At 59.9% G+C, this 24,320-nt stretch carries 23 protein-coding genes and 1 riboswitch; of the genes, 5 read left to right on the plus strand and 18 right to left on the minus strand.

Features of this window, described 5'->3' with window-relative positions; translation table 11 throughout:
• Positions 1–42 precede the first annotated feature (42 nt).
• The 5 genes from FW756_RS00475 to FW756_RS00495 are packed head-to-tail and all read right to left on the minus strand — an operon-like array spanning position 43 to position 4,924.
• Entirely contained in the window at positions 43–768 is a 726-nt protein-coding gene (locus tag FW756_RS00475) for a type 1 glutamine amidotransferase (RefSeq protein WP_446428222.1), read from the minus strand.
• The gene (locus FW756_RS00480; protein WP_446428223.1) at positions 765–1,496 is read right to left on the minus strand and encodes a gamma-glutamyl-gamma-aminobutyrate hydrolase family protein; all 732 of its coding nucleotides are present in this window, start codon (positions 1,494–1,496) and stop codon (positions 765–767) included. Before FW756_RS00480 ends, FW756_RS00475 begins: the two co-directional genes overlap by 4 nt.
• Positions 1,496–2,224: a substrate-binding periplasmic protein gene (locus tag FW756_RS00485; RefSeq protein WP_446428224.1), complete on the minus strand. Its 729-nt coding sequence runs from the start codon at positions 2,222–2,224 to the stop codon at positions 1,496–1,498. Before FW756_RS00485 ends, FW756_RS00480 begins: the two co-directional genes overlap by 1 nt.
• On the minus strand, positions 2,221–3,657 hold the full coding sequence (locus FW756_RS00490) for a glutamine synthetase family protein (RefSeq protein WP_446428225.1): 1,437 nt from the start codon (positions 3,655–3,657) through the stop codon (positions 2,221–2,223). Before FW756_RS00490 ends, FW756_RS00485 begins: the two co-directional genes overlap by 4 nt.
• A gap of 43 nt (positions 3,658–3,700) precedes the next feature.
• Positions 3,701–4,924, minus strand: a complete 1,224-nt coding sequence (locus FW756_RS00495) for a cytochrome P450 (RefSeq protein WP_446428226.1) — start codon at positions 4,922–4,924, stop codon at positions 3,701–3,703.
• Between the two features lie 215 nt (positions 4,925–5,139).
• Here FW756_RS00495 and FW756_RS00500 point away from each other — a divergent pair, with 215 nt between their 5' ends.
• A complete protein-coding gene (locus FW756_RS00500; RefSeq protein WP_446428227.1) occupies positions 5,140–6,402 on the plus strand; it encodes an FAD-dependent oxidoreductase in 1,263 nt (420 codons plus the stop codon).
• A gap of 41 nt (positions 6,403–6,443) precedes the next feature.
• Positions 6,444–6,911 carry a flavodoxin domain-containing protein gene (locus tag FW756_RS00505; RefSeq protein ID WP_446428228.1) on the plus strand — a complete coding sequence of 156 codons (468 nt, stop codon included), beginning with the start codon at positions 6,444–6,446 and terminating at the stop codon, positions 6,909–6,911.
• Between the two features lie 82 nt (positions 6,912–6,993).
• Here the strand turns inward: FW756_RS00505 and FW756_RS00510 are convergent, their stop codons facing one another.
• Genes FW756_RS00510 through FW756_RS00520 form a run of 3 tightly spaced genes read right to left on the minus strand, consistent with a single transcriptional unit; the run spans position 6,994 to position 10,641 of the window.
• The gene (locus FW756_RS00510) at positions 6,994–7,971 is read right to left on the minus strand and encodes an alpha/beta hydrolase (protein WP_446428229.1); all 978 of its coding nucleotides are present in this window, start codon (positions 7,969–7,971) and stop codon (positions 6,994–6,996) included.
• A complete protein-coding gene (locus FW756_RS00515) occupies positions 7,971–9,455 on the minus strand; it encodes a flavin-containing monooxygenase (protein WP_446428230.1) in 1,485 nt (494 codons plus the stop codon). The genes FW756_RS00510 and FW756_RS00515 overlap by 1 nt, the downstream gene beginning before the upstream one ends.
• Before the next feature lie 46 nt (positions 9,456–9,501).
• Positions 9,502–10,641: an alcohol dehydrogenase catalytic domain-containing protein gene (locus FW756_RS00520; RefSeq protein ID WP_446428231.1), complete on the minus strand. Its 1,140-nt coding sequence runs from the start codon at positions 10,639–10,641 to the stop codon at positions 9,502–9,504.
• A gap of 147 nt (positions 10,642–10,788) precedes the next feature.
• Between FW756_RS00520 and FW756_RS00525 the strand changes: the two genes are divergently transcribed.
• Entirely contained in the window at positions 10,789–12,555 is a 1,767-nt protein-coding gene (locus FW756_RS00525; protein WP_446428232.1) for a helix-turn-helix domain-containing protein, read from the plus strand.
• Here the strand turns inward: FW756_RS00525 and FW756_RS00530 are convergent.
• From FW756_RS00530 to FW756_RS00540, 3 genes are all read right to left on the minus strand, one after another.
• Positions 12,552–13,331 carry a gamma-glutamyl-gamma-aminobutyrate hydrolase family protein gene (locus FW756_RS00530; protein ID WP_446428233.1) on the minus strand — a complete coding sequence of 260 codons (780 nt, stop codon included), beginning with the start codon at positions 13,329–13,331 and terminating at the stop codon, positions 12,552–12,554. The genes FW756_RS00525 and FW756_RS00530 overlap by 4 nt on opposite strands.
• A gap of 82 nt (positions 13,332–13,413) precedes the next feature.
• Positions 13,414–14,916, minus strand: a complete 1,503-nt coding sequence (locus tag FW756_RS00535; RefSeq protein ID WP_446428234.1) for an APC family permease — start codon at positions 14,914–14,916, stop codon at positions 13,414–13,416.
• Between the two features lie 233 nt (positions 14,917–15,149).
• Entirely contained in the window at positions 15,150–15,506 is a 357-nt protein-coding gene (locus tag FW756_RS00540) for a cupin domain-containing protein (protein ID WP_446428235.1), read from the minus strand.
• A gap of 203 nt (positions 15,507–15,709) precedes the next feature.
• On the opposite strand from FW756_RS00540, the gene FW756_RS00545 reads away from it, so the two are divergent.
• Positions 15,710–16,741, plus strand: a complete 1,032-nt coding sequence (locus FW756_RS00545) for an agmatine deiminase family protein (protein ID WP_446428236.1) — start codon at positions 15,710–15,712, stop codon at positions 16,739–16,741.
• 79 nt (positions 16,742–16,820) lie between these two features.
• Complete coding sequence (locus FW756_RS00550) at positions 16,821–17,213, plus strand: META domain-containing protein (protein WP_446428237.1); 393 nt, start codon at positions 16,821–16,823, stop codon at positions 17,211–17,213.
• A gap of 108 nt (positions 17,214–17,321) precedes the next feature.
• Here the strand turns inward: FW756_RS00550 and FW756_RS00555 are convergent, their stop codons facing one another.
• From FW756_RS00555 to FW756_RS00585, 7 genes are all read right to left on the minus strand, one after another.
• The gene (locus FW756_RS00555; RefSeq protein WP_446428238.1) at positions 17,322–17,672 is read right to left on the minus strand and encodes a hypothetical protein; all 351 of its coding nucleotides are present in this window, start codon (positions 17,670–17,672) and stop codon (positions 17,322–17,324) included.
• Between the two features lie 137 nt (positions 17,673–17,809).
• Complete coding sequence (gene purH / locus FW756_RS00560) at positions 17,810–19,489, minus strand: bifunctional phosphoribosylaminoimidazolecarboxamide formyltransferase/IMP cyclohydrolase (RefSeq protein ID WP_446428239.1); 1,680 nt, start codon at positions 19,487–19,489, stop codon at positions 17,810–17,812.
• Positions 19,490–19,517: 28 nt separating this feature from the next.
• Complete coding sequence (gene purN / locus FW756_RS00565) at positions 19,518–20,114, minus strand: phosphoribosylglycinamide formyltransferase (RefSeq protein ID WP_446428240.1); 597 nt, start codon at positions 20,112–20,114, stop codon at positions 19,518–19,520.
• A 53-nt stretch (positions 20,115–20,167) separates the two neighbouring features.
• On the minus strand, positions 20,168–20,740 hold the full coding sequence (locus tag FW756_RS00570; protein WP_446428241.1) for a hypothetical protein: 573 nt from the start codon (positions 20,738–20,740) through the stop codon (positions 20,168–20,170).
• Positions 20,740–21,432: an ABC transporter ATP-binding protein gene (locus FW756_RS00575; protein ID WP_446428242.1), complete on the minus strand. Its 693-nt coding sequence runs from the start codon at positions 21,430–21,432 to the stop codon at positions 20,740–20,742. The genes FW756_RS00570 and FW756_RS00575 overlap by 1 nt, the downstream gene beginning before the upstream one ends.
• Positions 21,429–23,126, minus strand: coding sequence for an ABC transporter permease (locus FW756_RS00580; protein WP_446428243.1), 1,698 nt, complete (start codon positions 23,124–23,126; stop codon positions 21,429–21,431). The genes FW756_RS00575 and FW756_RS00580 overlap by 4 nt, the downstream gene beginning before the upstream one ends.
• A complete protein-coding gene (locus tag FW756_RS00585; RefSeq protein WP_446428244.1) occupies positions 23,123–24,214 on the minus strand; it encodes a thiamine ABC transporter substrate-binding protein in 1,092 nt (363 codons plus the stop codon). Before FW756_RS00585 ends, FW756_RS00580 begins: the two co-directional genes overlap by 4 nt.
• Positions 24,211–24,320: riboswitch (TPP riboswitch) on the minus strand. (Overlaps the previous gene by 4 nt.)

A 24,320-nucleotide genomic window follows, 5' to 3' on the forward strand; every position in this document is an offset into this window, starting at 1 on the left:
GATGAGCACGTGTGGTGTTGGAGTGACTCCGTCGTCGAGTGCTTACGCTCTCGACTGAGCCACGATCGCGGCGAAACGATCCGCGATCGGTAGCCAGACCTCTCCGAGCTGAGGCTCAGCTTCCGTCACCTCAGCGATGATGCGGCGCGGATCGAGCCCCAGCTCATCGAGGCTGTCGGGGTCTTCGTCGACCCAATCACTTGCGGTGGGGCCAAGCGCTTCTGGGTGGAACTGGACGCCCCACGCCGCGGCCCCAACACGGAAGGCCTGATTCGAGCACGTCTCACTCGAAGCCAGAACCTCGGAGTTCGGCGGCAACGTATCTGCCTCAAGCCAGTGCCATTGCACGACTGGCAACGACGCACTCGCGATCCCCCCGAAGACGGGATCCGCGCCTGCAGACTCGGCAAATTCGACCTTGCACAGGCCCACCTCGGGACCCGCTGGCATCGTGCGGACGTGGCCGCCGGCTGCCGTTGCGAGCAGCTGCGCCCCGAGGCAGATGCCGAGCATGGGAGTTTCTTCGTCAATCGCCTGGGTGATCAGGCTGCGAGTCGCGGGAAGCCAAGGCGCCCGCTCATCCTCTGTTGGCCCCATCGCTCCGCCAAGCACGATCAGCGCGTCGAATCCCTGTAACGAATCAGGTACTGACTCCCCCGTGTCGGGACCAACCGTCACGAGTTCGAGACCGTTCGTTCGAAGGCGAGGTGCGAGCTGCCCAAGGCCAGCATTCTTCTGGTGCTCTACGACAAGTACCCGAGCCGTCATCGTCCTTGTTCCTTTCGATATCGCTTTGCATTGGTCACCAGCCAGTCAAACAGTGCCTGCTGGCGTTCGTCCTCCGCGGCCGTATCCTCAGGATGCCACTGCATCGCAAGGAGCGGAGCAGTCACATGCTCAAGCGCTTCAACAACGCCGTCAGGAGAACGACCGACCACGCGCAAGTCCGACCCGATCCGCCCGATCGCTTGGTGGTGGTAGGAGGACACTGGGAGCTGGGTCGTGCCGAGTACCTCTGCCATGCGCGAGTCGCGCTCAAGGCTCACGTCATGCACCGAGTTGCGATGGACGCTGTCAGGCGCGAGGTCTTGAATGAGGCTTCCGCCCTGTTCGACGTTGAGGAGTTGGAACCCGCGGCAGATTGCGAGCACAGGAAGGTCAGCTTCGATTGCGGCAGCGATCAACCCGGCTTCGAACTCGTCTTGGGCGGCGAAGTCGGCTGTGCGTGTCGCGTCGCCTCGCTGTTCTCCATAGCGGGCCGGATCGACGTCTGCGCCGCCAGGCACCAGTAATGCGTCGAGTCCGATGAGACGTTCAGCAGGCTCAAGGCGGCTGAGGGCGAAAAGCGTATGCGGCTCACCGCCGGCGCGGATCACTGATTTCAGGACCGCGCCGGCGACGGCGCTGCCGTCGAACCGGAGACCGTGGACTTGCTGAGACCACATGCCTGTGACACCGATCCGCGGCACCGCCTGCGCCTGCATGTTGGTCGACATTACGCCACGTTCTTCAGCGGGAATGGAAGGAGCGGCATCCACTTCTTCCACACAGCTGCAAGCGAACCATCCGCGATCACTGATTCGATCGCGGCGTTGATCTCGGCCCGCAGCGCATCGTTCCCCGGTGCAACGCCGATTCCCCACCGGTTTCCGGTGAGCACCGTAAATGCTTCAACGAAGTCGGGATCTTCCTGCCCGAGCGGAATCATGACGACGTCATCATCGACGAAGCCATCGACTTCACCAGACCGTGTCGCCTCGATCATGTCCTTGAACACGTCATCACTCGCACCAAAGTGCACGAGTTCGACGCCGGGGAACGTCTCAGCGAGTTTCATATTGGTTGAGCCGGTAATCGCACCGATCTTGTACCCGGCGAGATCATCAGCGGACCGCGCTGGATCATCAGCACGCACGATGAGTGTCTCGTTGAACACTGCGTACGGGTGGGTGAAGTCAACGAGTGCTGCCCGTTCTGGGGTCATCCCCTGTCCGCACCACACCGCGTCAGCCCCGCCCGCGCGAACGGTCGGGATCATGTCGTCCCAGGGAACCATGATCCACTCGATGTTCGCCGCGCCACCAGCGAGGCGGGACATCACGAGCGCAGCAGCTTCTGGTTCGTAACCGCCGCGCGTCTTGCCGTCCGCGCTCTTCGAGAACAGCGGCAGCGCCTCTGAGTCGATGCAGGCCAGCTTGATGATTCGTTCGTTGTTGTTGCTCACGGAATTGCCTCCCAGTACTGATCAAATTCCCACTGTGTAATGACGCCGCAGTAACGTGCCCATTCGTCACGCTTCAGCTGCACGAAGATTCGCGTCAGCTCTTCCGGCATTGCGTTCATGAGGTACTCATCTGCCTCGAACGCTTCGATAGCCATACCGAGGGTGTTCGGTACCAAGCCACCATTTGCTTCTTCGCTGAGCTGTCCGGGTTCGCCTGGATCGATCTCGGACTCAAGCCCGTGCTCGATCGCTGCAAGCAGGTACAGGTGCGACAGGTAAGGGTTCACACTCGCATCTGGCAAGCGGTATTCCATGCGTCCGTTTGCAGAGATGCGGATCGCAACCCCACGAGTGTCGAGGCCCCAGTCGGCACCCGATGGCGCAAACTGTCCGGCATCCCAGAACCGCTTGTAGGAATTGACCGTCGACGCCATCACCAGCATGGAGCCTGGCGTGTGCCTGAGCATGCCACCCATGGCGTGACGCGCGAGTGTGGTTGCATGAAGCTCGACGCGGCCATCCTCGACAACGTTCTCGGCGGGACCGTCGCCATCGACCTTCCACAGGCTGAGGTTGTGATGGCAGCCGTTGCCCATTTTGCCGTTGTACGGCTTGGCCATAAAGCTCGCCTGAAGCCCAAGCTCACGCGCGGTCTGCTTGCAAATCTGGCGATAGGTCGTCATTCGCTCCGCAGTGAGGTCCGCACGGTCATAGTCCCAATTGAGCTCAATTTGACCATCGTCCTCATAGTCGCCCTGAATCATCTTGAAGTCGAGCGCTTGACCGTAGCCATAGACCTTCTTAAACACCGGTCGCATCTTTTCGAGGTTCTCAACCTGATAGGCGGGGCTTTGGTCTTGCTTTGAGACTGGTTCAATGCCTGGACCGATCCACGTCATCTCTGGTTCGAGACCAGACCGAAGTTCGAGTCCCGTACGTTCGGTGAAACCACGCATTGCAGCTTTAAGGAGCGCGCGGGTATCGAGCGCAACCAACCGTCCGCCGCCTGCACCGAGGTGTGGCGGATCGTATGCGGTGCAGAAGATTCGTGCCACTTCAGGATCCCAGGGCAATACCTGGAACGTCTCAGGTTCGGGAAGTCCCCAGAACTCATGTGCGTCAACTCCACCGCCGATGAGCTCGCCTTCACGGCTCGTCTGCAGGTCGGTGAGGGCGGTGCGGTGGAAGGCGATGCCCTTCTTGAGCATGCGTTCATAGAGTTCTGCGGGAACGACCTTCGCAACCGTGCGTGCGCCGAGCGTCGGCAGCATGTAGTAGATGTACTTCACTCCGGTTTCGCGGATCTTATCGCTGAGCGCTTGTACAACCTCCGGTCGCAGGTTGGCAGCTTGATGCCGCGCAAACGCGGTGTCATCCGCGAGAATTTCACGCATGGCAGCGCCGAAGCTGCCACCCGTTTTCAAATCAGACATGAGGTCCCTTTCGTCTTTGGAAGGTTCGTAATGCCGTTTCGCGTTATGAGCGTACGGAGAATGTGATGGGAAGCTTGACGGGTCCGTGGTTTCCCGAGTCTGGGAGCCACTCGTCCCCGCCTGGGCAGGAGATGTCGGTAAAGGCCTGCGCAAGGAGCGGGAGCGCAATGCTCATGTCTGCACGCGCAATGTAGTGGCCAAGGCAGTGATGCACGCCACCACCAAAGGTGTGGTGCTGCTTTCGGTCAGTCGCATTGAGATCGATTTCAGGGTCAGGGTATGCCTCTGGATCTGTACCGCTCGACATCGTAAACAGGTGCACGGTGGTGCCGTTTGCGATCTGCAGCCCTTTAAACTCGAAGTCCTCGTTCGCCTCGCGCGTTACCCAGCGAGTCGTTGGATTCACGCGAAGGCCCTCTTCGAGCGCGGGCTTGGCATACTTGGCAGGATCCGCCGCGAGCAATTCCCACTGCTCGGGATTGCGCATGAACGTCTGCAGCAACAGACCGATTTGGTTTCGCGTCGTATCCATTCCACCAAACAGCATGAGGACGAGCGCGTTACGGAGTTCTTCCGTCGTGAGCTTGTCGTCTGCCTGCGAGAACTGTACCAGTCGCGACACGACATCTTCACCGGGGTTTGCCCGTCGTTCCTCGATGAGCTCGTCAACGAAGTCGTAGAGTTCTTTCACCGCCGCGTCGATCGCTTCGATGTCTTCTTTAATGGAGACACTGAGTGCGTACCCAACGGTATTCGCCCTCGAGGCAATGAACTTCCAGTGCTTGTGGTCGAGACCCATCATCGCGCAGAGTGCCCGCGTCGCAAATGGTTCTGAGAACGCCGCGACGAAATCTACCTCTTCGCCCGCGGCATGCAGTGCCTTCATGTCAGCAATGAGTTCGTTTGCGATGTCTGCGAACTCTGGCTCGAGTCGACGCGCCACTGCTGGCGAAAATGCGGGGTTCAACAGACGGCGAATGCGATGGTGCTCGTCACCTTCGAGCACGAGGAGGTTCTTAGCCCACCACTCGTAGAAGATTCCGGTGTGCACCCCGTGATGCTCCGGCCACTTAGCACTGCCCTGATTCAGGCTTGGGTGCTTCAGCAGCTCGGTCACTTCCTGATACCGAAGAATGCCGTACCCGTAGTTGGTCTTTGCGTACCAACTCTGCTCTCGCGCATCGCGGACCTCTTCAGAGTTCATGGCAAATGCCGGCGAAGCAATGTCCAAATACGGCACGTCTGTGTGAGTGTCCTGGGCAGTCATTCGTACTCCTTTGTCGAATAAATCATGCGTCGGCCGCTGTCGCAACGTTGCGACCGGTCAGCAATAAGCTATACATGAATGTTTTAGATTGCAAGCAACTGCAAGGAATTTTTTAGATGTGAGGATTTTTAATGAATAAAACATTCATTCAATGAATCTTTATGGGTACACTAGTGCTCATTGCACCGCGATCCACTCAAGCAAAGGAGCTAGAGATGTCGTCACCCGCGAACCTGCACATCGCGATCATCGGGGCAGGCCCTTCCGGCTGCTATCTTGCCCAGGCCCTTGCACGCGGCCTGCCAGAGAGCAGCATCACGATCTTCGACCGCCTCGCCTCGCCGTTCGGACTCATTCGCTACGGTGTTGCCGCCGATCATCAGCACACAAAAGCGATTACGCGCCAGTTTGAACGCCTCTTTACGAGCGGTGCTGCACGATTTGCCGGGAACATTGAGGTGGGCAGAGACCTCACACTCGCGGATCTGCGCGAGCACTTTGATGCGGTCGTTCTCGCTTCGGGACTCAGCGTTGACCGTCCGCTGGATATTCCTGGCTCCGAACTCCCAGGCGTGTTTGGAGCCGGCGAGATCACACGTGCACTGAATTCCCACCCCGAGTCGGCTGCGCTTCGCCCCGGTTTCGGATCCGACGTTGTCGTCGTCGGCGCGGGCAATGTGGCCCTCGATATTCTCCGCTTCCTGGTGAAAGACGCCTCCGGCTATGAGGAGAGCGACGTGAACGACGAATTCCTCGCGGCATACCTTTCCTCTCCAGCACAGCGTGTGACGCTCGCGAGCAGATCCCTCGCCCCGGAGTCCAAGGGAGATCCGCAAATGATCAAGGAGATCGCGGCGCTCCCCCGAGCGAGCTATACGTCGACCACGCTGAGCACTCCTGCATCCGACGCGGAGCGTCCTGCAGCTGCCCGATCCGCGGCCTTTCATGAATTACTCTCGCCCGAGCGCGCAGCTGCCCAAGGGCCAGCTGTGGAGATCATCTTTGGCGCAACGCCCACACGTATTCTGGGGGCGGATCGCGTCACCGGCGTTGAGTTTGCCGTTGGCGGCGAGAGCACTGTTGTCCCGGCAACGTCGGTAATCACCGCGGTTGGCTTCACCTCCGCTACCGATGACACGTTTTCTCAGCTCACCGCGACGCCAGCGGGCAGCGGTCGCCTTGGCGAAGGTCTGTACCGAACGGGGTGGGCGAAACGTGGCCCAAGCGGCGCGATCCCCGAAAACCGGGCCTGCGCGAAAAGCGTGTCCGAAGAGATCTTTAGCGACATCGCAGACGGAGCACTCACTGCAGGGAACAAACCCGGATTCGCTGGACTCCCAGCCGCAGTCCGTGACCGCGCAATTAGCTATGACGACTGGCTTCGCCTCGACGCCCACGAACGAAGCAGCGCACAGACAGGCAGGGTGCGCACCAAAACTTCTGATCACACCCACATGGTCAACATTGCCCGCGGGTAATTCAGACATTCTCACGCCTCCTCGAAAGGAACCATCCAACAATGAAATTCACTGTTCTCTATGGCACCGAGTCCGGTAACTCAGAACTCATCGCTGAAGACCTCGGCACCCACCTGCGTGACTCCAACGATGACGTTGAAGTCCACGATCTGCAGAATTTTGATCCGGCAAATCTGACCCCAGATCGCTTCACGATTGTCATCTGCTCAACCCACGGTGAGGGCGACCTCCCGAACACGGCGATTCCGTTCGCAGAGGCCTTTGACGAAGTACTGCCAGACCTCACTGGACTTCAGTACGCCATGTTCGGCCTTGGCGATACTTTCTACGAAGAAACCTACAGCCAAGGCAGCGAGCACATTGATCGTCGGTTCACGGCGCAGGGTGGCACACGAGTTGGCGAATACGGCCGCCACGATGCCTCATCTTGGGACATGGGAAGTGACGTCGCAATCGCGTGGATCCCAGGCGTCCTCGAAGCGCTTGCGAGTCTTCGAGCTGCCGCGTAGGCAGTAGCTGCACGAGCGAGGGGCTCGGGTGCCAATTTGGCGCCCGAGCCCCTCGCTCGTGCATAACCGCTCGTCGTAGGTACTAGACCATCCGAGTGATGAACTCAGCAGCCCGAGCGAGTTGATCCTCGCCCGCCTGGATCTTTCCAGCAGAGGTGAAGATGCCATGCGCGTTGCCTGGTAGGTGCGTGAGCTCAACATGAGTACCAGCAGTTGCAATGAGCTGCGAGTACTCAAGGGCTTCATCCGCAAGCGGATCGAGCCCCAGCGTGATAATCCACGCTGGAGGCTGCGCCTTCGCATTTGCTTCACGCGCAGCGAGCAATGGCGAGACGCGGTGATCCGCGCGGTCCGCCTCTGCCGTCGCAGGATCAAGGAACTCCTGGGCGAACCAACGCATCGTGTTGGCTGTCAGCGGGAACCCCTCAGTAATGCGTGCGTACCCTGCCGACTCTGCTGATAGGTCGAGGACCGGGTACAGCAGCACCTGGGCAGCGACCGCAGTGCCTGCGACCAGCATTGAAGGCTCAAACGCGAGCGCCGTGGCGATTCCACCACCAGCGCTATCGCCACACGTGACGATTCGCTGCGCGTCCCAGCCACGATCCGTTGCCGAGTCGCGGATCCACTCAACCGCACGCGCCGAATCAACGTGTGCAGCAGGGAAAGGGAACTCGGGACCCAGGCGATAGTCGATTGCAACGACGGGGAGCCCAGTGAGCGTCGAGAGCCGTCGGCAGACCGCGTCGTGTGTCTCAAGCGAGCCAATGACCCAACCGCCGCCGTGCGCAAACACGATGACCCCGTCAGTGGCAAGGCGCTCAGCTCGCGGGTCATAGACCCGCACCTTGAACACTTCGTCGCCAGACCCGATCGTGACGTCCTCGACATGCGCGATGGGGTCTGGCGCCAAACCGTTGGCCTTGCTTGAGACCTCATAGTTCTGTCGCGAGACAGCCATCGACTCCGCGTCCTGGAACGACTTGCTCCCGGAAGCGCGGAAGGCCGCGACCAGCTCTCGCTGGTCCGCGGCCACCACGTTGATCGGAACGATCGTCATTAGTTCGCTGCCGGAACTGCCGAGCGAACGAGGTAATCGTCCATGTTGAACTCACCTGCGAGCGAGCGGTACTCCTCAACGGTGCCAGACCAGTTGTTGATGACCTTGCCCTTCGAGTTCTTGTACCAGCTCGAGCAGTCACTCGAGAATGCCGAACCGCTCATCTCTTCCTGCATAGCCTCGTTGAACTGGTCGAGGCGCTCGCGACGAACGTCAACCGAAACCTTCTCGATGTTTGCAGTCTTTGCAAGCGCGTCGTTGACGTATGCCTGCTGGATCTCGAGCATGGTGACAACCGAGTTGTGGTTGAGGTTGGTGTTCGGGCCGTACATGAGGAACATGTTCGGGAAGCCGTCAACGGTGAGACCAACGTATGCCTCGGCGTCTTCGGTGCCCCAGCGGTCAGCCAGGCTCACGCCGTCACGACCGATGATCTGGATGTTGCCCTGGAAGTTCTGCGAGTAGAAGCCGGTGCCGTAGATGATGACGTCTGCTTCGTGCTCAACACCATCGGTGGTGACGATGCCGTTCTCAGTGAAGTGGTCAACGCCCTCGGTGACGAGCGTGACGTTGTCACGGAGGAAGGTCGGGTAGAACGCCGAGGTGCGGAGGATGCGCTTGCAGCCGAACTCGAAGGTCGGGGTAAGCTTCGCGCGAAGCTCGGGATCTTCGATGACCGATGCGAGGTAGTCGAGCGACTCCTTCGCACCCTCAGCCTGGCCGCCGGTGTTCAGACGGGTGCGCTCGAAGCCAGCTTCACGGAGATCGTGGATCGCGCGACGTGACTCTTCGAAGATCTCAGGGTTCTTCTCGAATGCATCAAGCTGCTCGTCAGTGAATTCAATCTGATCGCGAGGCAGGATGTAGTTTGCCGAGCGAGCGAATACCTCGAGGTGGCCTGCTTCTTCAGCAACGAAGGGAACGTACTGCACTGCCGAAGCTGCCGAACCGATCGAGATGACCTTCTTGCCGGTCAGATCGATGTCGTGGCGCCAGTTTGCCGAGTGGAACTGCTCGCCCTTGAAGTTCTCGCGACCCTCCCAGTTCGGGATCTTGGGTGCGTTGAGCTGGCCCCAAGCGGGAACGAAGAAGTCAGAGGTGTACTGCTCGCCGTTTGCGAGCGAGATGAGCCAGTGCGCCTCTTCTTCGATCCAGCGTGCCTCGGTGATCTCCGAGTTGTACTTCATGTGCTTCTCGATACCGAATGCATCGCGGAGCTGCTCCTGGTACGAGAGCATCTCGTCCTGGCCTGCGAACATCTTCGAAACGCGCAGGTGCGGGAAGAAGGTGTAGCAGTAGACATGCGCCTGAGTGTCGCATGCTGCGCCGGGGTAGGTGTTATCGCGCCATACGCCGCCGACTGCGCCTGCCTTCTCGAAGACTGCGAAATCGTTCTCGCCTGCGCGAACGAGCTGTGCTGCCATGCCGAGGCCGCCGAAACCGGAGCCGAGGATTGCTACGCGGAAGTGCTGAGGAGTGCTCATGATTATTTCCTTTGAGGTACTACGTGATGAAGAGAAGATTGAAAAACTATGCGGCTGCAGCTGGCATGCGAATGATCTGTCGCAGCACGTTGCCTGAAGCGAGTGCGTCCATGCCCTCGTTCATTTCGTCGAGTTCGATGGTGCCGCTAATGAGGCGCTCAAGCGGCAGATTGCCTGCACGCCAGAGCTCTTCGAACTTGGGAATGTCGCGGCTCGGGACAGCCGAGCCAAGGTAGCAACCGATGACTGACTGCGCACGAGCGGTGAGCTTCAATGGCTCGATCTCGCTCATTGCCCCTGGAGCGGGAAGACCAACGGTCACAAGCGTTCCGCCGAAGCCGATCATCTTGTACGCGGTTTCGAACGCACGTGGGTGTCCGACCGCTTCGATGACGACGTCAGCAATAATGCCTGCCTCTGCGGCCTGCTGAGGGGTGTACGCCTCGTCAGCGCCCCACTCCTTTGCCAGCTCGAGCTTCTGCTCGTTTGCGTCCACAGCAATCACCTTGCTCGGCTTCACTGCGAGTGCGGTGAGCAGGGCCGCCATTCCGACGCCACCGAGTCCGACGATTGCGATGGACTGATTGGACGAGAGCTTTGCTGCGTTGAGCACCGCTCCGCCACCGGTGAGTACTGCACAGCCGAGTACAGCTGCAATGTCAGCAGGAACGTCGCTGCCCACCGGAACGATCGAACGACGGTCAACGACCGCGTACTCAGCGAAGCCCGAGCAACCGAGGTGGTGCTTCACGCTTTCGCCATTCCGAGTGAGGTGCTCGCTGCCGCTGAGGAGCGTGCCTACCTCATTTGTCTTCGACCCAGCCGAGCATGGCAGGCGGCCGTCAGTGAGGCATTCTGCGCACTCGCCACAGCGAGGCAAGAAGGTGAGTACCACGCGCTGGCCGAGCTCGAGGTCGGTGACGCCGTCGCCGATTTCTTCAACGATGCCAGCCGCCTCGTGACCGAGGAGCATGGGTACGGGACGTGGTCGCGATCCGTTCACGACGGAGAGGTCGGAATGGCAGATGCTCGCTGCTTCAATGCGAACGAGCACCTCTCCAGCTGCGGGACCTGAAAGTTCTACCGTGTCAATCGTGATGGGACGGCTCTCGCTGTACGGAGCCTCTGCGCCCAACTGGTTCAACACTGCGCCACGGATGGTGCGCGTCGTCGTTGTGCCGCTCATCGTCGCCTCCTGATTGTTGATTCGTGTTGTGCTTCGTGTTGAGAACGACGACCGCGTCGCCGTTAACACTTACGAGAATGCCTCCCACTTTTCACAAACCATGTGTACAACTATCTATTCTTTTTGATCGAATGTAGAGTTTTCTACATGATGACCGCCGACACGCCTCCCGCTGATTACGACTCGCTCGTCGAGTGGGCACGGCGACAACAGCGCCTCACAAGTTCAATCTCTGAATTTGCTATCGCCATCACTGCGATTCGCGATGATTCAGCCGCACTTCAGCAGCTCGTCGCCCGAACGCGTTCACTCCTGGACGTTGACATGGCGTACATCAGCTTGAATGGCACTGATGGCAGCGGCTTCACACACATCGTTGAGACCGCTGGCGTTCGCACCGACGCGTACCGCACACTCCGCATGCCGCTCGGCGCTGGCGTGCTCGGCCGCGTGGCAGAATCCGGCAGCCCTGCGCAGACGAGCAATTACGCAGGCGACGCCGTCCTCACACATGACAGCGAGGTCGACCGCATCGTTGCCGCCGAAGGCGTGAAATCCATTCTGGGCGCACCGATGAAGTCGCGTGGCAGGGTGATCGGAGCGCTACTTGTCGCGAACCGTTTTTCCAAGGCTTTCACTGATGAGCAGGTGTTTATCACGGAGACTCTCGCAAACATCGCCACCGTTGCAATCGACAACATGCACCGCGTAGATGCCCTAACATCCTCACTCACGGAGCTCCGCACATCCGCGTCTGCAAGCGAACGAGAACTCGAGACACAACGACGAATCACGAGCGCAGATGAATCTTTGATGGACGCGATCGCTGGCGGTGGCGGCCTTGCTTCGCTGCGTTCCGGCATGGAGCGAGCGATTGGTCGCGAGACCCAGCTCGTCGACATGACCGTCCGATTCGACATGCGCGAAGCCGCAGCTGAGATTGGCGACAGCGAACGCCCGCTCTTTGCCCTCTCCGCTAAGACCGGCGAACCCATGAGCGTCATGCGCGAGGGAGGTCTTGAGCAGACCATTATGGCGGCGACCCGACGGGGTGAGCTCGTTGGCGCGGTGATGGTCGAGGGTGCAATCTCTGCGAGCGACGAACTCGTGCTGCGTCGCTGTGCCCACGTGCTTGGCGTGTTCCTCAGCGCGCAGGACCGCGAGCGTGGTGACCTTGCTCGTCGCCGCAAGGAACTCATTCAGCAGGTCCTCTCGCCCCCGCCAGGCGGACTCGACGTGACGACCGTGACGCAGCTCAGTGAGCTCGGCATCATGCCCGGGCATCCCTACCGGATCCTCATCGCAGACGGCGCAGAGTCATCGTTACGCGACTTCCAGCATCGTCTCGAACTCAACTTTGGCGTGACACTTTTGCACGCCCAAATTGGGGAGCAAATCGTCGCACTTGCGCCAGAAGCTGCCTTTGAGCGAGTGCAGGCTGAGCTCGAATCCCGCGGTGCACGACACTGGGGCTCGATGCTCGTTGGGCACTCCCCCGCGCTACACATGTTTGAGGTTGTGCCAGACGAGTTCGCACTGCTGAACCGCGTGCTCGAAGCGGCTCGCAGGTCAAACCACCCGCGCACCCTTGTGTCACTCCTCACTTTCGGCGCGATCGGCGCCTTTCTCTCGAAGGTCACGATCGAGCCGACGAGGCTTGCGATCCAAGACTTCATCGGTCCCGTCATCGAGTACGACAGAACTCATGGCACTGCCCTCGTCAACACGGCAACCGTCTTCCTCGATTCCGGCCGTTCAGTCTCTGAGACGGCTCGGACAATGCACGTGCACGAGAACACCGTACGCCAGCGCATCGATCGTGTCGGCAGCTTGCTCGGTGATGATTGGGCAGCAGGTCATCGCGTACTCGATTCACACATCATGTTTGCTGCGAACCGGCTCATTGGCGACTAGCACGCCTGTTCGACGAGCGCAGCGAAGATGCGGTCGCGATCCGCGACATTTCCACCCGGTTCTTCAGGGTGCCACTGCACACCAATCATCCAGGTCGCATTCCGGTGCCTGGTGGCCTCCACGATGCCATCGTGCGCTCGCGCCATGACTTCGAGATCAGGGGCCACATCGGCGACCGCCTGATGATGACCATTGCGAACGGTCAATCGATCCGCGCCATAGATCCGCGCCAGCTCTGAGTCAGACTCAAAGAGCACTTCCTCATTGATAAACAGCGGATCGCCATCACCCTTGTGCAGCTGCCATTCCGGGAGATCAGGATAGAGCGTGCCACCAAAGGCAACATTCATCAGCTGGGACCCTTTGCAAATCGCAAGGGTCGGGAGATCACGGTGTGCCGCTTCACGAAGCAGCCGCAGGCAGTATTCATCGCCTCGCCCGTCGATACCGTACAGGTTGCCAGGGAGTTCTCCCTCGTAGCCGTAACAAGACGGGTCAACGTCTGATCCACCAAGGAAAACGAGCGCGTCAGCCCAGTCGCACACTTCAGCGACCTGCTGCAGCTGTTCGCCCGTCGTATACGTCACGAGTCTCGGGCGGCCACCTGCGATCCGCACAGCATCAAACGCGAGCGCAGTCGTGGCAGTTTGAATGCTTGCCGCTGCCGCATTCATTCCCGGAAATCCGAGCGACACAATCATGGCAATGATCGGGCCGCCAGCGTCTTCTTGGTCCGGCTTTTCGAATTGCTTTGGATCGATAGTGAGCTGTTGCATGATGCCTTTCGAGATACACAGGAGGCATGAGTGCGCCCAGCAACTCTCGGCTGCCGGGCGCAATCATGAGGTGAGACGGTCGCTATGCAACGACCTTGATCGGACCGCTCGCGTCACCAGCAGGCGCATCACCCTTGGTGTGAGCCTTAGAGACAAGCATGTAGATCCAGCCGAAGCCGACCACACACACGGTCGTAATAATGAGGAGGTAGTCCTCGGCCCAGCCGCCGCCTGTTGGACGTGGCCAGAGAATGTTCGTCACCGCAGCAACGCCCCAGATCAGCGCGATGATATTGACCAGGTATGCCCAGGCTCCAAGCCGGAATTTGCCAGCTGGCTTCCAGCCGAGGATTCGTGCTCGTAGAGCAGCAAACACCACCATTTGGAAGCCGATGTAGATACCGACCGTGCCGAAGCTCACCATCGCAGTAAGTGCGTCCTCGAGGAAGAGCGAGAGCACGAGAATGATCGCGGGGAACAGTGCGGCCATTGCCAGCGAACGGGTCGGAACCGCTCGCTTTTCGTTGAACTTCGAGAGGAAGTTCGACGCGGGCAGGAAGTGATCACGGCTCATCGAGTAAATGAGACGCGTTGCCGCAGCCTGCAGGCTCGTGAGGCACGAGATGAACGCGATCACAATCACCATCATGGCGACCGGGTAGACCGGGCCGAAGGCCTCCTTGAGCAGCACCGCAATCGGATCCGCAACCGTGCCGTCAGCAACTGCGAGGAAGTTCGGTACTGCCATTGTGAGCGAGAACGTCAGCAGAATCGTTGCAAAACCGCCGATGTACAGCGTTACTCGCATCGCACGGGGAACGACGTAGCTTGGGTTCTTAATCTCCTCAGCGACATCACCGTTCGCCTCAAAGCCGTAGTACGCGTACATACCAATCAGCGCAGCTGCAGCAAACGCACCAAGGTACCCGCCTGGCGCATCAAGACCGATGCCAAAGTTGTCGAAGAAAATCGAGAAGTCCCACTGGCGACCGAAGATCAGGAGGTAGCCGCCGATCACGAGCGCACCAATCATCTCAGCGATGAGACCGACGAGCGCAGCCCAGCTGAGGACCTTCGTTCCCGAGAAGTTCAGGAGGGTTGCGATCACCAGTGTGCCGAGCGCGATGAGCACCATGGCCGGCGTCGTTGCTTCGGCCCCAAATACCGCACTCACAAATGGAGCTGCGCCATAGGAGACCGCCGCGATCGTGCCGACGAGTGCCACAACATAGATCCAGCCGTTCATCCACGCCCACTTGCGGCCCCAGAGCCTGCGGGACCACGGGTAGACACCGCCCGAGACCGGATAGTTCGACACCACTTCACCGAAGACCAGAGCAACAAAGAACTGACCGATGAGCGCGATCACCACTGCCCATGCCATCGGCGGACCGGCCGTGCCAAGCGAGATTGCAAACATGGAGTAGACGCCAGCAATCGGCGACAGGTACGTAAAGCCGAGCGAGACGTTACCCCAGAAGGTCATGTCTCGCTTAAACTTCGCGTCATACGAATAGCCAAGGGACGCGAGATGTGCGGCGTCCTCATCGTGGTGCTCCGCCACCACAGTGTTTTTCTCTGACATAGTCTTTGGTACTCCCTTGTACGGCTCGTCAGTTAGGCGCAATTCCTCCATTGGAATCACAGGTACAACCTACATCTAGATGTTTTATTTCGCTAGTAACTGACACGAATTTTGAGAAACGATTCGATTACGGTTGTTATCAATCATGCATATACACATGAATTACGTCATCATATTGTGCCCAAAAGCCGGGGAAGCGCGTCGACCCACCCCGGCCTTTGCCACACGCCTCTTTACAACATCACGTAGAACTTCTCGAGCGGCTCGGTAATCTCCCACGTCCCGCGCCATCCCACGGGAAATGAGGCCACATCGCCCGGACCAAGAGCGACAGGCTCTCCCCCATATTCCGTCACGACCATTGCACCAGCGAGCACATGAATCACCTCACCCATATCAGTGAAGTTCCATTCAGAAATACCCGGGTCGCAGCGCCAAAAACCCGTATGAACACCCTTGTTCGCATCAGAGGTAAACTCCTCAAGCCAAGTCTGCGTTGGTCCGGTCGTCGAAGTGCCGAGCGGCGCCCCCAGGTCCCCGGACTCGGGGATCCGCTGGAACACTTCATCGACTGCAACGAACTTCGTCATATTTTTCTCCATCGTCATTGGTAGAGCATTTTGATCCGCCACACGGCGCCACCCAACCGGGTGGAATAAAAGATTAACCCGTAGATGTTTTTTCATCCAGAGCAACTTTTGCTTGGAGCACCCCAGGTGATGACTACACTGGCTTTCAGCGGCCTGCTTGCCTACTTTGAGGTGGCGCCGCGAGACTCCAAGGAGAACCCCACATGACTACGTGGAAGATGCCCATTGAAGGGAACGAACAAGAACGCCTGTGGTTGGCCTGGCCTTCGAGCGGGTACACGCTCGGCGAGACCGAAACTGAGGCAGACGAAGCCCGCGCAACGTGGGCAGCAGTCGCAAATGCTGCGAGCGACTTCCAGCATGTCACGGTCGTCGTTGACCCCAGTGACACTGCAATCGCAAAGAAGCACCTCTCGTCGCAAATTACTCTGCTCGCTGCACCATTGAATGATGCGTGGATGCGTGACATTGGCCCAAGCTTCGTGCTCGACGAAAACGGCAAGCTCGGCGCAGTGAACTTCGTGTTCAACGGCTGGGGCGCGCAGGACTGGGCAGAGTGGGACAAGGACCAGCACATCGGTCGCATCGTTGCGGAGGCAGCTGGTGCAGAGCTCATCAATTCGGAGATGGTGAACGAAGGCGGCGGCATTCAGGTCGATGGCACCGGCCGTGTCGTGCTCACCGAGACGGTCCAGCTCGATCCACACCGCAATCCGGGCTTCACCAAGGCTCAGGTCGAGGCAGAACTCGCCCACACGATCGGCACGACTTCGGCGCTCTGGCTCCCTCGTGGTCTGCACCGAGATCACGACACGTTTGGCACGCGTGGCCATTCAGATATTCTCGCGGCGTTCACGACTCCTGAGGTGCTCCTCATGCATCGCCAGGATTCGACAAGCCATCCTGACCACGTCATCGCACAGGCCAATCGCCTTGCTGCCGAAAAGTATCGAGACGACACCTCTGCGGGCTTTGAGATCATCGACCTCCCCGCACCGTCGACACTCAAGGACGCTGAGGGCTGGGTTGATTACAGCTACATCAACCATGTCGTCATCAATGGGGCCGTGCTCGCCTGCTCGTTCGGAGACCCCGCAGACGATAAGGCCCTCGGCGTACTTCAGGACGTCTACCCCGGTCGCGAGATCATCGGCATTGACGCTCGTCCGCTGTTCGAGCGTGGTGGCGGTATCCACTGCATCACTCAGCAGCAGCCGAAGTCAACGAACGCCTAATGCGGATTCACTGAGGATTTCCAACGAATCCTCTCAGCATTACTGCGAGTGCGCGGGTGCGCGGGCTAGGCTCGGTCTCATGATGAACCGCAAGCTCACCACTCTCGCACTCGCGGCAAGCGCTGCCGCGCTCCTCACGCTCACCGCGTGCTCCGCAGGTGCCTCAGAGGTGGCCGGCTCCTGGGGTACGCCCGACGGCCAAGGAACACCTGGCCTGGAGATCGGAAACGCCTCAGGTGGAACCGGAACGTTCGAAGGCACCGACGGTTGCAATCGCGTATCCGGCGGCTACACGCTGCATGAAGACGGCACCATCACCATTGAAGACATGATGTCGACACGCATGTACTGCGACGGAGTCGACACCTGGCTGTCTGACACTCCCAATCTTTCTGCTGCGGTACGAGACGGAAAGCTCGTCTTCCTCGACGAGCAGCTCAATGAGGTCGGTTCGCTCACGCGCGGCAAATAGCATGCTGGGCGCGGATCGATTTCCCGCCGCATCTCACTGAGTCGCGTAACGTAAAGGGCCCGTTCTGGAGAATTCCAGAACGGGCCCTTTACGTTACGCGGAGCGTGCTTACCAGGCAACCGCCAGTGCAACGTTCACGACGGCAAGGCCAAGGATCGTGCCGATGACAGCACCCGACACCTTTTCCTTCTTCTTGTTCACGAGAGTGACAACAATGATCGCGAGAAGCACGAGCGTCTTCACGCCAATCTTCATGTTGTTCGGCTCGAGATCACGAGCGTAGAACATGCCAACCAGACCGAGGCCGGTGATGAGCAGCAGCAGGCTGCTGTGGAGGATGCCGCCGCTGATGCGAGCGGTGCCTTCCTTGACCTTGGGAAGCTGGCCAACCGCGCCAGCGACAACGCCAGCGAACGCAATGATGTGCAGGACGAGAAGAATGTCCCTGATAATTTCCATACTCACATCGTATGTCCAAATTGCGCGGGGTTCCTCCCGAACTCCTGAATAGCTGAGCGGGTGTCAGAAACCGACGTGATACACCACACAAAAAGGCGGCCGCCGGGAATCCCGACGACCGCCTCACTCACTCTTGCTTAGTGGAAGAAGTGACGCTCACCAGTGAAGTACATGGTGATGCCAGCAGCCTTCGCAGCCGCAATGACCTCTTCATCGCGCACTGAGCCACCGGGCTGAACAACCGCGCGAACGCCAGCGTCGATCAGCACCTGCAGACCGTCAGCGAACGGGAAGAACGCGTCCGATGCTGCGACCGAGCCCTTCGCACGATCGCCCGCACGCTCAACCGCGAGGCGGCACGAGTCGACGCGGTTCACCTGGCCCATGCCTACGCCGACTGAGGCGCCGGCCTGCGCAAGCAGGATGCCGTTCGACTTCACTGCGCGGCATGCACGCCAAGCGAACTCGAGTTCTGCGAGCGTTGCCGCGTCAACAGCGTCGCCAGTCGCAAGTTCCCAGTCAGATGCAGGCTTGAAGTCACGGTCAGCGTCCTGCAGCAGGAAGCCGCCCGAAACCTGGCGCATCTCGAGTGGGTTCTGCGAGAAATCAGCGGGAAGTGCGAGCAAGCGAATGCTCGGCTTCTTCGTGAGGATCGCAAGCGCCTCAGGCTCGAAGCCTGGTGCGATGACGACCTCCGTGAAGATGCCCGATACGGTCTCTGCCATTTCCTTCGTCACGACACGGTTCGCAGCGATAACGCCACCAAATGCCGACACTGGATCGCACTCGTGTGCAAGCTTGTGCGCCTCGGCGATGCTCTCGGGAGCAACTGCGATACCGCAGGGGTTCGCGTGCTTGATGATCGCAACAGCTGGCAGCTCGTGATCGTACGCTGCACGAAGCGCTGCGTCTGCGTCAACGTAGTTGTTGTACGACATCGGCTTACCGTGCAGCTGCGTCGCCTGTGCGATACCAACGCCATCGTGCTCTGCAAAGAGCGCAGCGCGCTGGTGGCTGTTCTCGCCGTAGCGAAGCACCGATTCACGGAGGCCGAAGACCTCGAAGCCAACGGTGCCCTTTGCGCCGGTCTCTTCGTCGAACTCGAAGATTGCGTCGAACGACTCATCTGCTTCGTCTTCGATGAAATCAGCAGCAGCCGCTGCAGAAGCCTCAGCGTTCCAGCCCATTTCCTCCTGCTCGATGAACCAGTTTGCTACCGCTCCATCGTAATTTGCAGTGTGAATGAACGCCTCGGTTGCGAGCGAACGACGCAGCTCGAGGGTGGTGCCACCCTCCTGTACTGCGGCGATGACCTCGTCGTAGCGAGTCGGTGAGACAACGATTGCAGCGTTTGCGTGGTTCTTCGCGGTTGCGCGAACCATCGCAGGGCCACCGATGTCGACGTTCTCGATGACGTCTGCTGCGGGCTTGCCAGCCGCAACAGTCTGCTCGAACGGGTACAGGTTCACGATGACGAGTTCGAAGGGCTTGAAGCCGAGCTCGTCCATCTGCTGGCGGTGATCCGCGAGACGAAGGTCAGCGAGCAGACCCGAGTGCACCGCAGGGTGCAGGGTCTTCACGCGGCCGTCGAGGGCCTCAGCAAAGCCGGTGACGTCCTTCACATCGGTGACGGGAATTCCGGTGTCGCGAATCGTCGACGCGGTCGAACCGGTCGAAACGATCTCGACGCCTGCGTCGTTGAGTGCTGCTGCAAGCTCGGTGAGGCGGGTCTTATCGCTTACCGAGATGAGCGCACGGCGCACCTCGATGCGGTCGCGGTGTTCGTAGAGGCTCGGGTCCTGGCTCTGAACTGCCATGTGATTCCTTACGGTCGGTGACGGGCGTCTAGTGGGCTGCTGCGACCTCGGCAAGGCGGATCTCGCCCTCCGCGATCGCACGAATGGTGGCTGCGAGCAGTGGTCGCTCGATCTGCTTGATGCGCTCGTGGAGATCAGCTTCGATCTCGCCAGGAGCGATCTGCACGGCTGCCTGACGCAGCACGGGGCCAGTGTCGACGCCTTCGTCGATGATGTGTACGGTCACGCCAGTCTCAGTTGCGCCAGCGGCGAGCGCGTCGCGGACCGCGTGTGCTCCGGGGTACAGGGGCAGGAGCGCTGGGTGAGTATTGATGAGGGCAGGTGAAAACTCATTCACGAAGTTTGCAGGCAGGATTCGCATGAGGCCAGCACTCACAACGAGTTCAACGTCGTGGGCGCGGATCGCCTCAGCAAATGCGGTTCCCCAGTCTGCACGGCTCGCAAAGTCAGCTGGCCGAACGATGAAGTTCGGGATTCCAGCGGCTTCGGCGTAGGCAAGGCCAGCGGCATCGGTGTCTGCACCAACGCAGGCGATCTGCACGGGGTACGCGGGATCATTGGTAGCGTCGATGAGTGACTTGAGGTTACTGCCACTTCCGGAGATGAGCACGGCGATTTTCAGCACTTAGACAGTCTACCTTGCGTGAGCACAGGTGATCCGCGCACGGTGCAGTTGGATCATGTCGGGTGAACAATCTCATGGGCTGACGCCAGGGGTTCGGTTCGCGCGAAGAGGGCATCTTCCTGTGCTGCCCATTCATCCCAGTGTGGTGCGAACATCTCACCGTCACGTGCGAGCGCCCGCTCTTTGCGGGTTTGTTCTGGGAGTGCGAGCCAGAGCGCATAGGCTCTGCTCTTGGCTGACGCGGCGGCGAGCGCAGCTGGTGAGATGGATCCGCACCCTTCGACGATGAGGAAACAGTCGGCCGCAATGACTATGGTCTCCGTGAAGGCTTCAGCGTGCCAGTCGTAGCGTTCGTAGCTGCCCCGCGTGATGGCCTCAGCAACGCTCGCGCTCCCTGCGGCGAGGCCGTCCCAGCCCGGGTACAGTTCGTCCATACTCACGATCTGTGGCAGGTCACCCGTGCGCGTCGCAATCGCAGCTTGCAGTTCCCTTGCGAGCGTTGTCTTGCCTGCGCCGGAATGGCCGTCGATGAACATGACGCCAGCACCTGCGCGTTGCATGGGGTGACAAGATGCGGATCGCAACGCGCGATCCGCGACCGACTCACCAATTGTCATTCCTCGCATCACGCGGGCAGTCCTTCGCTTGTGTCGCTCTCGACTGCGCCTGCACGCACGCGGAGCACACGATCCGCGACAACTTCAGCTTCACCCTCGTCGTGCGTCACCAGGATTGCAGTGGTCTTCGTGATTCGGAGCATAGTGGCCAGGTCTGCGGCCAGACGCTCACGAAGTTCACGATCAAGCGCCGAGAGGGGCTCATCGAGCAGCAGCAGGCTTGGCTGTGGCGCGAGCGACCGGGCGAGCGCGATGCGCTGACGTTCGCCGCCGGACAACTCAGTGACGCGTCGCGCATGTGTGCCGGGAAGGCCGACGAGTTCAAGCAGCTCGGTGACCCGTGCCTCGCGCTCCACGCGTGGAAGTCGTTGCACACGCAACCCGTAGGCAACATTCTCAGCAACCGTGCGATGCGTGAAGAGCTGACCGTCTTGAAAGACCAGTCCGAAGCCACGCTTGTGCGGAGCAACCTCCACAAGATCGACACCATTCCAAGAAATACCGCCAGCGCGCACGGGTTCAAGCCCAGCAACTGCTCGCAGAAGCGTCGACTTGCCGCTGCCTGAAGCGCCGAGCAACGCAACGACCTCACCTCGGGGCACAGTAAATGAGGCGTTACGCACCACGTCGACGTCACGTGTGTACCCCACGGTGACGTTTCTCGCCATCAGTCCGCTGGTGTGCTGCGGTTGGGTGTTCACCACTCGCCTCCTGTTCCGCCTGCGGCGACAGTATCAAATCTCATTCGCTCCGCGAGGAGCATGATCGTCGCGGTGACGATGCCAAGCACGACCGCTGCTGCGAGCGCTGACGCATAACTCGCAGGATCAGGGTGCGACGCGAGTGCTGCAATCGCTACCGGCAGTGTCTGCGCGTCTGGTCGCACCAAGAACGATGTCGCACCAAACTCACCGAGTGAAGCCGCAAACGCAAACCCGACAGCGAGGCCGGCGGATCGACCAAGCAACGGGAGATCAATCGTGCGCAGCACATGCATGGGTCTCGCCCCGAGCATCATCGCTGCCTCCCGCGTGCGTTGATCAATGCTGTTCAACACGGGCAAGATCGTACGTACGACGAGCGGCAGTGCGACGAGTGCCTGCGCAATGGGGATAAGCACCGTTGAAGTACGCAGATCAATGCCAAGGCCGAGCGGCCGATGCATGGTGAGAAGCAGGCCGAAGCCGAGCGTGACGGCAGAGATGCCAAGCGGCAACATCATCGCACCGTCATAGAGCGAGATTGCACGCTTGAGCCCTGCCGAACGCGGCTTCCGCGAGAGGACCAGAGCAACTAGGGATCCAAGCAGCACCGCAATCGCAGTCGCAATGATCGCGATGCCGATGGAGAGCCCCATTGCGTCAAACACGCTCCCCCGCAGCGGGGAGCTCTCGTGCGGTACCACCAGCGAGCGATACCCTGCGAAACTCCAACTCCCATCAGGGGCACGGAGCGAGCGCACGAACAGCGAAAGCAGCGGAGCAAGATGAATCAGCAGCACGGTCACTGCGAAGGTGAGCACAACCGGCAGATCGCTGATCCGCACCCGCCGCGCCGCCGCACGCTCGTGCCTGATCGCTGCAGACTGCTCCCCCGAACTGCTCCCTGCACGTTTCAAACGGGCTGAGACCCAGAGCACGAGCACGATAATGACAAACTGCGTGATCGACAGCACCGCTGCACTGCGCAAATCAAGGAACTGCACCGTCAATCGATAGATTTCGGTCTCAATGTTCGCGAACTCGCGACCGCCGAGAATCAGCACGACGCCAAAGGACGTTGCACAGAACAGAAATACGAGCGCGGCCGCCGACGCAATCGCAGGTGCGAGAGCCGGCAGCGTGATGGTGAAGAATGCTCTGGCTGGCGTGGCGCCAAGCATTCGAGCCGCTTCAGCAGTGCGCGTGTCCAGCTGCGACCAGAAGCCTCCAACCGTGCGCGCCACAACGGTGATGTTGAAGAACACCAGCGCAAGGACGATCGCGATGAAGGAGCCATCGAGGCCAAGCCAATGCAATGATCCCCCGGGGCCAAACAGCGAGGTGAATGCGATACCCACCACGACGGTCGGGAGCACGAATGGGACAGTGAGGAAGCCGCGCAGCAATCCGCGTCCGCGGAAATCCAATCGATACAGCACATATGCCGCTGGCATCCCGAGCACCAGAGCGATCAGCGTCGCAGTTCCGGCCTGGGCGAGGGTGTTGCCAAGGACGCGCCATGTGCGTGGATCCGCTGCCGCGTCACCGAAAGCCGCAAGCGAGACCTGTCCGTCATCAACCAAGCCAGTCGCAACGAGTGCGACGACCGGCCAGACAAAGAAGAGTGCGAGGAAGGCGAGCGGTATTGCTACCGCGATCGCCCACCCCGCAACTCGCCAGGGACTCTGCCTCACAGGCCCAGCGTTGCGCTGATCTGCTTCAGCCAGGCTTCCCTGCCAGCTTCGATCTCTGCGGGGAGCAAGTCGTTTGACTGCTCAGCAGTCGGCATTGGGGCAAACGCTGCCCAATCTGCAGGCATTTCAACTTCAGCGTCGACGGGGTACATGTACATTGCGTCAGGAATCTGCTGCTGGAACTCTGGCGAGAGCAGGTAATCAATGACTGCGGCAGCGCCCTCGGTGTTCTGTGCGCCAGCGAGCACACCAGCATACTCAACCTGGGTCGTGCAGGTGTCAAGCAGCGCCTTCGTTGTCGTGGCCTTGCCGTCATCGGTCAGGGTCCACGCAGGAGACGAGCTGTACGAAAGCACAATCGGGTAGGTACCATCACCGCCCTGCGTGAACTGGCCGTAGTACGCGTCGTCCCAGCCCTGCACCACACGTGCGTCGTTGTCGACAAGGCTTTGCCAGTACGCCGCGTATCCGTCTTCACCAAACGCGGCAACAGTGCCAGCAAGGAACGATGCCCCGGTCGAAGACGAGAGTGGATCGATGAGCACAGTCAAGCCTTTGTATTCTTGCTTCGCAAGATCGGCGTACGACTTCGGCTCTGCAATGCCCTGCTCAGCGAACCACGCCGGGTCGATGTTCATGCACGTTGCCCCTTGGTCCACGCCGACCATCGCGAACTGGTGGTCTCCTGTCGACGAAGGAGCTCCCGCCTCGTTCAGCGCGTACTCGTAGGCAGAGGCTGGCATGTCCTGAGGTTCGTAGATGTCAACGACGTCGTTCTCAATCAGGCGCGAGGCAAAGGTATTGTCAACGCCGAAGAACGCATCAGCAATCGGCGCATTCTTGGTGAGCACGAGCTTGTTGGTGAGTTCCCCACCGTCACCGGCGGTGACGACCTTGACGTCATAACCGGTTGCTTCACTCGCCGCAGCTTCAAATTCGGGGCCGTCAACGAAACTATCGTGGACGATGATCGTCACGTCGTTGCTTTTCGCCTCTGGGGCAGTCGAGCATGCGCTCAGTGAAAACAGTGCAAGAGCCGCCAGTGACGTGGCGAGTGAGCGACGAACGATGGGATTGTAGGCGCGCATAGCTATGGCTTCCTTCCTCCGCTGGTATGAACCAGATCAGGTTGAACGGTCGAAGCTCGCGAGCTTCCTCTCAACCCTGCGCGTCAGGATTCCCGTGGATAACGCC

It is taken from the genome of Leucobacter sp. 1207-22 (assembly GCF_052850455.1).